General features: G+C 67.7%; 12 protein-coding genes. 5 read left to right on the forward strand and 7 right to left on the reverse strand.

What is annotated here, in order from left to right; translation table 11 throughout:
- Positions 1-5: 5 nt before the first annotated feature.
- The 5 genes from HXX10_RS22920 to HXX10_RS22940 all read left to right on the forward strand — a co-directional run bounded on the left by HXX10_RS22920 (position 6) and on the right by HXX10_RS22940 (position 6,080).
- On the forward strand, positions 6-1,205 hold the full coding sequence (locus tag HXX10_RS22920; RefSeq protein WP_296525581.1) for a geranylgeranyl diphosphate reductase: 1,200 nt from the start codon (positions 6-8) through the stop codon (positions 1,203-1,205).
- A complete protein-coding gene (locus HXX10_RS22925; protein WP_296525582.1) occupies positions 1,184-1,717 on the forward strand; it encodes a TspO/MBR family protein in 534 nt (177 codons plus the stop codon). The genes HXX10_RS22920 and HXX10_RS22925 overlap by 22 nt, the downstream gene beginning before the upstream one ends.
- A gap of 10 nt (positions 1,718-1,727) precedes the next feature.
- The gene (locus tag HXX10_RS22930) at positions 1,728-2,021 is read left to right on the forward strand and encodes a hypothetical protein (protein WP_296525583.1); all 294 of its coding nucleotides are present in this window, start codon (positions 1,728-1,730) and stop codon (positions 2,019-2,021) included.
- Between the two features lie 324 nt (positions 2,022-2,345).
- Positions 2,346-3,719: a transcriptional regulator PpsR gene (ppsR, locus tag HXX10_RS22935; protein ID WP_296525584.1), complete on the forward strand. Its 1,374-nt coding sequence runs from the start codon at positions 2,346-2,348 to the stop codon at positions 3,717-3,719.
- A 192-nt stretch (positions 3,720-3,911) separates the two neighbouring features.
- Positions 3,912-6,080, forward strand: coding sequence for a GAF domain-containing protein (locus HXX10_RS22940; protein ID WP_296525585.1), 2,169 nt, complete (start codon positions 3,912-3,914; stop codon positions 6,078-6,080).
- Between the two features lie 75 nt (positions 6,081-6,155).
- Here the strand turns inward: HXX10_RS22940 and HXX10_RS22945 are convergent, their stop codons facing one another.
- The 7 genes from HXX10_RS22945 to HXX10_RS22975 form a co-directional block, all read right to left on the reverse strand.
- Positions 6,156-6,911, reverse strand: a complete 756-nt coding sequence (locus HXX10_RS22945; RefSeq protein WP_296525586.1) for a heme oxygenase (biliverdin-producing) — start codon at positions 6,909-6,911, stop codon at positions 6,156-6,158.
- A 364-nt stretch (positions 6,912-7,275) separates the two neighbouring features.
- Positions 7,276-8,328, reverse strand: a complete 1,053-nt coding sequence (pufC, locus tag HXX10_RS22950; protein WP_296525587.1) for a photosynthetic reaction center cytochrome PufC — start codon at positions 8,326-8,328, stop codon at positions 7,276-7,278.
- Between the two features lie 2 nt (positions 8,329-8,330).
- Positions 8,331-9,302 carry a photosynthetic reaction center subunit M gene (gene pufM / locus HXX10_RS22955; protein WP_296525588.1) on the reverse strand — a complete coding sequence of 324 codons (972 nt, stop codon included), beginning with the start codon at positions 9,300-9,302 and terminating at the stop codon, positions 8,331-8,333.
- Between the two features lie 12 nt (positions 9,303-9,314).
- The gene (gene pufL, locus HXX10_RS22960; protein WP_296525589.1) at positions 9,315-10,139 is read right to left on the reverse strand and encodes a photosynthetic reaction center subunit L; all 825 of its coding nucleotides are present in this window, start codon (positions 10,137-10,139) and stop codon (positions 9,315-9,317) included.
- 125 nt (positions 10,140-10,264) lie between these two features.
- On the reverse strand, positions 10,265-10,450 hold the full coding sequence (gene pufA / locus HXX10_RS22965) for a light-harvesting antenna LH1, alpha subunit (RefSeq protein ID WP_296525590.1): 186 nt from the start codon (positions 10,448-10,450) through the stop codon (positions 10,265-10,267).
- Between the two features lie 12 nt (positions 10,451-10,462).
- A complete protein-coding gene (gene pufB, locus HXX10_RS22970) occupies positions 10,463-10,666 on the reverse strand; it encodes a light-harvesting antenna LH1, beta subunit (RefSeq protein WP_111417949.1) in 204 nt (67 codons plus the stop codon).
- Between the two features lie 123 nt (positions 10,667-10,789).
- Complete coding sequence (locus tag HXX10_RS22975) at positions 10,790-10,966, reverse strand: hypothetical protein (RefSeq protein ID WP_296525591.1); 177 nt, start codon at positions 10,964-10,966, stop codon at positions 10,790-10,792.
- Between the last annotated feature and the right edge of the window lie 2 nt (positions 10,967-10,968).

Raw genomic sequence — 10,968 nt, forward strand, 5'->3', positions numbered from 1 at the left:
GGACCATGCCCGCACTGGAGACTTACGACACCGTGGTGGTGGGCGGCGGACCAGCCGGCGCCACCGCGGCGACCGATCTCGCCCGGCGCGGCCGCAGCGTGCTGCTGCTCGACAAGGCCGGCCGCATCAAGCCATGCGGCGGCGCCATCCCGCCGGTGGCGATCCGCGACTTCGACATTCCTGATCACATGCTGGTGGCGAAGATCACCGGCGCCCGCATGATCGCGCCGTCCGAGCGCCGGGTCGACATGCCGATCGACGGCGGCTTCGTCGGTATGGTCGACCGCGGCCCGTTCGACGAATGGCTGCGCGAGCGCGCCGAGAAGGCGGGCGCGACGCGCCGCACCGGCACGTTCGAGCGCCTGTCGCGCGACGACGCCGGCCTGTCGCTCGTCCACTACCGGCCGCGCGCCGCCAAGGACTCCGACATGACCCTGTGCGTGCGCGCCCGCACCGTGATCGGCGCCGACGGCGCCATCTCGCAGGTCGGCCGCCAGGCCGTGCCGGGCGCCGACAAGGTGCCGCATGTCTTCGCCTATCACGAGATCGTCCGCTCGCCCGCCGCCGGCGTCGGCGACTTCGATCCGGCGCGCTGCGACGTCTACTACCAGGGCCCGCTGTCGCCCGATTTCTACGCCTGGATTTTCCCGCACGGCGACACCACCAGCATCGGCACCGGCTCGATGCGCAAGGGCTTCGGGTTGCGCGAGGCGGTGGCGGCGCTGCGCCGGACCACCGGGCTCGACGCCTGCGAGACGCTGCGCCACGAGGGCGCGCCGATCCCGCTGCATCCGCTCCGGCGCTGGGACAACGGCCGCGACGTGCTGCTGGCGGGCGACGCCGCCGGCGTGGTGGCGCCGGCCTCGGGCGAAGGCATCTTCTACGCGCTGACCGGCGGGCGGCTTGCCGCCGAGGCGGTCGACGAGGCGCTCGTCACCGGCGACGCCCGCGCGCTCGCGCTCGCGCGCAAACGATTCATGAAACAGCACGGCCGGGTGTTCTTCATCCTTGGACTGTTGCAGCGCTTCTGGTATCGCAGCGACTGGACGCGCGAGCGTTTCGTCGGGATGTGCCGCGACCCGGACGTGCAGCGGCTCACCTGGCAGGCCTACATGAACAAGGAGCTGGTCCGGTCCAGGCCGGCCGCTCATGTGAAGATCTTTTTCAAGGATATTGCAACGCTGTGCGGTCTCGCCCACCCCTGACGCTGAGCGTCGATCTGAAGCCGGAGCCGCGCCTGCGCGGCTTCCTGGCTCCTCTTGCGCTCGCCGCGCTGTTCACCGCGGTCGTCGCCGCGATCGGCGGCGAGCTCACCCAGCTCGGGTCCTGGTACCTGGCGCTGAAGAAGCCCTGGTGGCAGCCGCCCGACTACGCGTTCCCGATCGTCTGGACGACCGTCTTCGCGCTGTCGTCGATCGCCATGGCGTTTGCGTGGCGCGACATTCCGTGCGCGATGCGGCGCGGCTGGATGATCGCCTTCTTCATCGCCACCGGCCTGCTCAACATCGCCTGGAGCTACTTGTTCTTCCACCTGCAGCGGCCCGACTGGGCGCTCTGGGAGGTGGGAGCGCTGTGGGTGGCGGTGCTGCTGACGGTCGTGGTGCCGTTGCGCGACTCCAAGACGGCGAGCCTGCTGTTTCTTCCGTATCTCGTCTGGGTGTCGATCGCCTCGTATCTCACCTGGACCGTGGTCCAGCTCAACGAACCGTTCGGGTGAGCTCGCCGGAATGCGGGATCTGTTCGCCAGCGGACGCATCGTCGACGTCATCCTGACGTTGGTCGTCGTGGAGGCGATCGCGCTCGCCGGCTATCGCCGGCTCACCGGCCGCGGCCTCGCACTGCGGACCTTGGCGGCCAATCTGCTGGCCGGGGGGTTCCTGCTGCTGGCCGTGCGGGCCGCCCTGGTCGGCGCCGAATGGATCTGGGTGGCGGCGAGCCTGCTGGCCGCCCTTCTGGCCCATGTCGCGGATCTCACGGCGCGGCTGACCACCCGCCCTGTTCCGTCCTCGCGAACATCCTGAGGTTCCGACACGCCAGCACGACAACTTCTGTCAAGACGGCACCACATTGACTCCGCACTGGTTGTGGCGCTGGTCGAAAAATGACCGGCTGTATTGACGCTGCGCAACTTGATTTGCGGGGCAGTACGCAATAGTTCCATTGACGGACGCCGGTGACGGGTCCAATTGACATTCGAGGAATGTGAAGTCGACGAGATAGTGATTCGCCCCGGGTGAGCGAACCCCTGTGCCGCCGGGCTCCCGCTGAGACCACCGTCGTGGTCGTAGATGTCGTGATCGACGAGGGCAGCGTGCGGTCGCCTTTATAGAAATTTTGGTGCGACCATGACGGCTGTCAACATTTCCCAACCCGACGTGACCCTGTTGCTCGACATGACAGGTGTGATCCGCGAGGTCACGCTGTCCGACGCCATTTCCGAAAAAGGCGTCGAGGCGTGGCTCGGTCGGCCCTGGGTCGACACGGTCACTGAGATGGGCGGCGACAAGATTCGCCGGATGGTCGAGGACGCGCTCAAGACCGGCGTCTCTGCATTCCGCCAGGTCACCCAGCGCTTCCCGAGCGGCCGCGAGCTGCCGATCGAGTACACCACCGTGCTGCTCGGCGGCCGGCCCGGCCTGCTCGCCATCGGCAAGAACCTGCAGGCCGTCGCCGAGCTGCAATCGCGGCTGATCGCCGCCCAGCAGACCATGGAGCGCGACTACTGGAAGCTCCGCGACGTCGAGACCCGCTACCGGCTGCTGTTCCACACCTCGACCGAGGCGGTGCTGCTGCTGCGCGCCAGCAATCTGCGGATCATCGAGGCGAACCCGGCCGCCATGCAGGCGCTCGGCGCCGTCGGCCCGCGTCCAGACAGCGTCGCCGGGCGCGACTTCCTCACCGACGTGATGCCGGAGGAGCGCGACCTCCTCCAGGCAATGCTGCTGCGGGTGCGCGAGCAGGGCAAGGCGCCCGGTATCGTGATGCATTTCGGGCAGACCCGGAAGGCCAGCCTGGTCCGCGCCTCGCTGATGACCTCCGACCCCGGCCCGATCTTCCTGATCCAGCTCTCGCCGGTCGGCGCACCGCTGCCGATGCCGGCCCAGCCCGATCGCCTGTCGGTCGAGGACCTGATCGAGCGGATGCCGGACGGCTTCGTCGTCATCAACCAGGACGGCGTGATCCGCCGCACCAACCAGGCGTTTCTCGACCTGGTCGAGGTCGGCGCCAAGGGCCTGGTGGTCGGCGAGCGCCTCGGCCGCTGGCTGTGGCGGCCCGGTGCGGACCTCACGGTGCTGCTCGCCAATATCCACCGGCAGCGCTTCGTGCGGCTGTTCTCCACCACCATCCATGGCGAGCTCGGCGCCTCCACCGAGGTCGAAATCTCGGCGGCCGGCACCGGCGACGCGGCCAATCCGCATATCGGCGTGCTGCTGCGCGACGTCGCCCGGCGGCTGCCCCCGGCCGAGGACGCCAACCGGCTGATCTCGGCGCTGGGCCCGCTCACCGAGCAGATCGGCAAGACCTCGCTGCGCAAGCTCGTCCGTGACACCATCGGGGTCGTGGAGCGTCATTACGTTCGGGCGGCGCTCGATCTGGCCAACGGCAACCGGACCGCCGCGGCGGAGATCCTCGGATTGAGCCGGCAAAGTCTCTATGCCAAGCTCAATCGCTACGATCTGGGCGTCGACCATCCCGCCGGCGGGGCCGGAAAAGTCTGAAATTTGACTCTTCTCGACGGATTTCCAGGCGACTTCCTCAAAAGCTGGACGGATCAGCGTTTTTTTCGGCTAGATTGGCTCGCGAACTAGATTGGCTCGCGGATTTGTCCGCCCGGCGGACACACCTCGGCGGGATCGCGCGCGGCCACCGAGCCGATCGGAACCGCGGGCAGCAAACCGGAGCACCGAGACTTGGGCGAGCCACTCTCGATTCCGCCGTTCGGGCAGGCCGACCTCTCCAATTGCGAGCTGGAGCAGATCCACCTCGCCCAATCGATCCAGCCGCACGGCGCCCTGATGATGATCCGCGAGAGCGACGGCCTCGTCGTTCAGGCGAGCGCCAACGCGGCGGCGTTCCTGGGGCTCGACGAGCCGGTGCTCGACCGCAGGCTCGCGGAGATCGCGCCCGAGCTCACGGCGGCGATCGCGCCGCATCTCGACGAGGCGCTCGACACCATCCCGAACGCGGTACGGGTCCGCATCGGCGCCGAGACCTTCGACGTCATGCTGCACCGGCCCCCCGGCGAAGGACTGGTGATCGAGATCGAGCGGGCCGGCGCCGTCCTCCCGCTCGCCACCCAGATCGAGAAGGCCTTGCAGACCGTCCTCGGCGCGCCGTCGCTGCGCGCGCTGTGCGACGAGGCCGCCCGCATCTACAAGTCGATCGCCGGCTACGACCGCGTGATGGTCTACCGCTTCGACGAGCTCGGCCACGGCCAGGTGTTCTCCGAGCAGCGCGAGCCCGAGCTCGAGCCTTATCTCGGCAACCGCTATCCGGCCTCCGACATTCCGCAGATCGCGCGCCGGCTCTATCAGCGCAACCGCGTCCGCGTGCTGGTCGACGTCGCCTACACGCCGGTGCCGCTGGTGCCGCAGGCGTCGCCCCTCTCGGGCACGGACCTCGACATGTCGCTGTGCTCGCTGCGCAGCATGTCGCCGATCCACATCCAGTACCTCAAGAACATGGGCGTCGGCGCGACCCTGGTGGCGTCGCTGATGGTCGGCGGCAAGCTCTGGGGCCTGGTCGCCTGCCATCACTATGTGCCGCGCATCGTGTCCTTCGAGGTGCGCGCCGTCTGCGAGCTGCTCGCCGAGGCGATCGCCACCCGCATCGCCGCGCTGGAAAGCTTCGTGCAGGCCCAGGCCGAGCTGTCGGTGCGTCGGCTCGAGCAGCGCATGATCGAGGCGATTGCCCGCGAGGGCGACTGGCGGATGGCGCTGTTCGACAACTCGCAGGCCCTGCTGGTGCCGGTCAATGCGACCGGTGCGGCACTCCTCTACGAAGGACAGATCCTGACCACCGGCGAGGTGCCGGGCACGCCGGATCTGCGCGCCATCGGGGCGTGGCTCGACAGCAAGCCGCAGGTGCCGCTTTACGCGACCTCGGCGCTCGGCGCCGAGATGCCGGACTTCTCGCGAATCGCCGCGGTGGCGAGCGGCCTGGTGGCGACGCCGGTGTCGCATTCGCCGGGCGAATATCTGATCTGGTTCCGGCCCGAGCGGGTCCGGACCGTCACCTGGGGCGGCGACCCGCTCAAGCCCGTGCTGGTCGGGGCGACGCCGCATGACCTGTCGCCGCGACGCTCCTTCGCCAAATGGCATCAGCTCGTCGAGGGCACCTCCGACGCCTGGACCGCGGCCGACCTCACGGCGGCACGGCTGATCAGCGACACCGTCACGGACGTGGTGCTGCAGTTCCGCGCCGTCAGCGTCCTGATCGCCCAGCACCAGCTCGACACGGTTCGCAGCCAGGTGCTGGTCTCCGACCAGCCGGTGATCATCGCCGACGCGGCCGGCGGGATCCTCGTCTGCAACGCCGCCTTCAACCGGCTGCTGCCGCTGACCCGCGGCAAGCTGGCCAGCATCGACGATCTCGGGCCGCTGTTCGTGCAGGCCGACGAGGTGCGCCAGCGCATCGCCGATCTCGCCGCTCAGCACCGCACCTGGCGCGGCGAGGTGCAGCTCGCGGTCGGCCAGGGCGAGCCGCGGCTGCTGCTGGTGCGGGCCGACCCGGTGTTCTCGTCCCCCGGCAAGGTGCTCGGCTTCGTGCTGCTGTTCATGGATCTGACCGAGCGCAAGGCGGCCGAGAGCGTCCGCAGCCGTTTTCACGAGAGCGTGGTCGACCGCAGCGCGCTGTACTCGGCGCGGCTCGATCCCAAGGCGGATCAGCTCTACCGCACGCTGCTCTCGCCCGTGGTGGAAAACGCGCAGCTCGCCGCGCTGGAGATCAGCGACGGGCTCGACACCACCCGGATGGCCGACATGCTCGGCAGCGTGCAGGCCTCGGTCTACCGCACCGCCGAGGTGCTGGCCCATCTCGCCGCCCATGCGGCGCGCTCCGAGGACGGTGACAAGGACTGACGGGCGGCCGACGCGGCTTTGGGCGGCCCGGCACCAAAAGTGCGCCGGCGCGACGCAGCCGCCGCGTGCGTGCGCTCAGGCGGAGCCGACCGGCGCCGGATCGTCGGCCGGCGCGGACGCGCCGCCGACCGCATTCTGCACGGCCCAGAACAGCGCGATGTTGAGATCGAACGCCCGCATCGCCGCGGTCAGGATGGCGTCCGGGCGATCGGTCTCGAACGCAGCCCGGTCGAGGGCCTCGCGATAGCGGATCTTGAACGGCTCGAGCGCGCCGAGCGACGCAAAGTCGTAGAGATTGCGCGCGTCCGCATCGAGCCCGAGCGTATCCGCCAGGACGCGGCTCACGGTCTGGCCGCCGCTCATGTCGCCCAGATAGCGCGTGTAGGCGTGGCCGATCAGACCGACGCCATCCCCCTCCGCCGCCTCGGCCACCACCTCGGCGTAGTGCTCGCCCTCCGGCAGCAACGGGACCGCCTGCGCCGCCTCGGCGCCGCCGTAGAGGGTCGCGATATCGCGCCCGATGGCGCCGGCGCGGTACATCTCGGGCAAAGCGATCAGCCGCACGGCCGGCGACGCCTTGTGGCGTTCGAGCCCGCGCTCGATCGCGCCGTAGACGGCGTGGAAGTTGCGCAGCAGCAGCGCGTAGCCGGCCCGGGTGGCGCGGCCGCGAACGACGTCGCTGATCACGCCGGACTTCTCGGCGCGGCGGTGATGTGGCGCCGTCACCTCGCGCAGCGCTTTCGCCAGACCGATGCGGCGGATCTCGTCAGGGGCCGGAACCCAGTCCATCTGATCGTCGTCGCGGCCGGTCGGCCCGGGATCGTGTGGCATGCGTCCTCCTGACAGGGCCGAACTAGACGTCAAGAGACTGCGAAAATCAACGGGACGCGGCGTCGCCGCATGCCCGGCATCGCTCTGCCGCGCATCTGCGCCGCGGCGTTCCGCCAGCCGGTGTCGCGGGGCCTGCGGGGCCGGCAAGCCGTGTCGGCAAGCAGGCGGCGGTGGACAGGCGGCGGGCGCCGGTGTCGGCGGGTCCGGATGTCGGACCGCGCCGATGCCGACGAGTGCGGATACCGGCGCCGCCAAAAAATTCGGCGCTGTCGGCCCTTTGCGGCCGACAGCGCCGGTGTTGATGCGATCCGCCGCATCGCCGGCGAGCCGCCCGTGGGCGACCCGCGCGGCCATGCTCAGCGTCTCACTTCGCCCCCACGGGAGCGGCCGAAGCCGTCCGTGCCGGTGCCGGGCCGACCAGGACCGGATAGTCCTTGATCATGCTGACGCCGTTGAGCGGCTTGGCGACACCTTCGTGGCAGGTGGCACAGTTCACCTTCGCGACGTCTCCCGTCGGCCCGAGGCGGGACGCGGGGAACACCGGAGTCAGGGGCTCGAGGAACTGCGTGTTGATGTCACGCACCAGTCGAATCCCGTGCCAGGCGGTGAGACGTTGCGGGGTGCTCTCGTTCCACCCGAAGAAGTCCCGCGAGTTGTGGCAGTACGTGCAGTTGACCCCGAGCCCCTTCGAGATGTGCATCATGAGGCTGTAGGTCCACTCGGTCTGCTTGATCGACACCCGGCTGGTCCCCGGCAACGCCGTGCCGGATTGCACCCGAATTTCCTTCCCGTCCTTGATGAAGGGCGTGAACGGATCGACCGGAAGCGCCGTGAGGCCGCCCGCCGCCGAAGCGACGTTCTGGCCGGCGAGATTGCCTGCCGCGCCCTGCGCCGTCCGCGGCGAATCGGCGTACCAGACATTCGCCGGAACCGGCTGCCCACGGTGGCAGGCCCAGCAGGTGACGCCCGTGTCGACCACGTGCGTCTTCCAGCTACCGTTGATGTAGCGGACCATCTCCAGCATGCGGCGGGAGACGATCTTGGTGTAGGGACGATCCGCGGCGAGATCGTTCTCGTCGTGGCAGTAGGCGCAGCCCTGCTCGGGCGACACCCAGGTCGTCATGTCCGTCATCAGCCTCAGGAGCTCGTTGGCGTCCATGTCGCCGAGAACCTTGAGGTTGGTGTAGACCGACGAAGCCTTCTGGCCGGCCTTGTCGGTCGGCGGTGCGGCTTCGGGCAGGACGTTGGCTCGCACCTTGGCCCGGTCGACTCGCGGATTGGAGATTTCCTCCATCGCGAGCCCGCGATATCCGCGCTGAACGCTGTCCACCGGCGGAAACTCGAACGAGTAAAACACCAGAAGAAAAGCGAGGGCGGCGGAGATCCCGGCCAGCAGGCGCATCGTGAAGACGCTCATGACTAGCCTCCCGGAACCAGGGTTGGGTCGATCACCAGCGGGAACACCGCGGGATACGACGGTGCCACGCCGTGCTTGACGGCCCAGAGGTACCAATTGTCGACCACCGTGCCGGTCAGCAGAATGCCGATGCCGCCCGTCAAGGTGACCAGGACCGCGAACCACCAACCCCAGCGATGGATGGATTCCGCCGTGGCGTTGAAGCCCATGGTCCAGCGCCAGAACAGCGCCGCCCGCTCGTATGCGGTGCCGCGATCGACGATCTGCTCGACTTCCCTCTCACCGCCGAAATGACTGACGGCCAGGATGGTCGCGCCGTGCATCGCAAAGAGCACCGCCGAGCCATACAGAAACGCAATCGAGAGCATGTGGAAGGGATTGTAGAACAGATTGCCGTAGCGGATCGAGAACGCCGCCGTCCAGTCGAGATGCGGGAAGATCCCGAACGGCACGGCCTCTGCCCAGCTTCCCATCAGAATCGGACGGAAGAAACCGAGCGAGAGATACAGGAAGATCGCCGACGCGAAGGCCCAGGCGAGATGGGTACCCATCCCGAGTACGCGCGCGCGCCGATAGACCCGCACCCACCACAAGAGAATCGAGAGCGTCAGGAAGAACCCCGCCATGAGCCACCATCCACCCTCGTTCAAGGGCGGGATGTGGAGCCCGTAGGCAGGCGCCGGCGGCTCGAGAGCGAGCCACGGCAGTTGCCGGACGAACTGGATCGGATCCCAGTTCACCGAGGCGAACATGTTCAGACCGATGATCTCGAATGCGATGAAGCCGCAGAGCAGCGAGGCGAGGCCGGTGAATCCGAGATAGACCGGACCGATTTGGGCGTCGCCGAGCTTGCCGAGCCAGTAGGAGTGGAGTCCGTGGCCCACCCTGTGCCCCGAGGGGCCATCCACCGGGACACCCGGATAATGGGGTCCCCGGATCTGCACCTGGGTGAAGATGTTCTGATATTCAGCCATGAGAGCCCCCTCCTAACGCCAGATCGGGAGGTTGAGCCACCAGCTCCACCACTCCGGCCAGCCGCGTGTCCAGAACGGCCCGCTGATGATGATGCAGACGGCGCTCCAGAATGCTGCACTGACCGCCAGGAACAACCCGAGCCGATGAATGCCGAGCGTCCCGATGGAGTAGCCGATCGTGTCTCGGAAGATCGTGTTCTCCTGCTCCGCCCCCTTCACCACCTCACCCGCCTTTGGATTGGCGGCCGAGACGATCAAGGACCCGTGCATGGCGAGCGCGAGCGCGTTCGTGAAGAAGAACGTGATCGCGAGCATGTGCGCGGGGTTGTAGTGGAAGTGCAGGAACTGGTACCCGGTGTTCGACACCCAGTCGAGGTGACTCATGATGCCGTAGGGGAAACCATGCCCCCAGGCGCCCATGAGCAACGGCCGGATGACGACCAACGAGACGTAAGCGAAGATGGCAAAGCTGAACGCGACCGGGATGTGATAGCCCATGCCGAGCTTGCGGGCGATTTCCGCCTGGCGCAATGCCCAGGAACAGAAAGCGCCGAGAGCGCACACGGTGATGAGCTGCCAAAGCCCTCCTTCCTTGAGCGGTGCGAGCGCGAGCCCGTAGCTCAAGTCCGGCGGTGCGATGTTGATCTGCCAAAGGTTCCAGGTCGGCCCGAGGGCCGCGCCCCAAATAATGAGTGCCGTGCCGAGGAAGGTAAAGAAAACCGTCGTGACTCCGAAGAAGCCGACATAAAACGGCCCCACCCAGAAGTCGAAGAGGTCTCCGCCGATCAGCGTACCTCCACGGACGCGGTACTTTCGTTCAAAACTGAGCATGGCCATTGTTGGGATCCCCCGATCGACACCGGCCGGCAGGCTCGCGCGCGGCCTGCCTGCTCATTGCACATCGGCGGCGGACGAGCCGAGCAAGGCGCCGAGGGCTCGTCCGCCGTCCTTTCTGGTCGATCCTACTTCGCAGGCGGAAGCGGAGCGTTCTGGGCCGCCACGGCGGGCTTCGCACGCGGAGACTCGAGCCAGTTGAACCGGTCGGTGCTCAGCAGAATGAAATGAATCAGCAGAGCGAGACCGAACAGGAACGTGAAGAGAGCGACCAGCGTACGACGCGGATCGAAAAGGAGCCAAGCGCGCCACATTGTTCTTCCCTCCTACGAAAGGTACGAGGCCAAGTGGCTGACCGCCACGTTCATGCCGTCGACGACCGAGGCGTTCTTCGCCCACGGACGCCACATCCACGCGAGGACGTGAGCGATCGCGGCGACGACGACGAAGCCGAGGAAGCTGGAGACGAAGACGCTGTGGAACTCCTTCGCTTCCGCTTCTGTCAGACCGGACAGAGACTTATCAGCCATGGAGATACTCTCCGATGATTGGCCTTGCGGCCGTTACCGCGCCCATCCCGCGCGGCTTGGGAAGTCGTGGCAAGCCACGACGATCTCTCGCCCGGCAGCGTCGGGCGAAACTCGTGAAAGCCGTCATCCCATGAAGGCGAACGGAACGTATTTGCAGGCCGCAGCCCTCGCCTCGGCAATGACGGATTTTTCGCCGCCGGACTCCGTGCTGATGCGCGACAGACGCGTCAACATGCGGCGTCCAACGGCTTCCAGCAGGAAGGCGACGAACGCCGCCGCGAAGATCAGGCGATAATCCATCG

The sequence above is a fragment of the Rhodoplanes sp. genome (genome assembly GCF_013377085.1).
In the GTDB taxonomy this organism is placed as follows: domain Bacteria; phylum Pseudomonadota; class Alphaproteobacteria; order Rhizobiales; family Xanthobacteraceae; genus Rhodoplanes.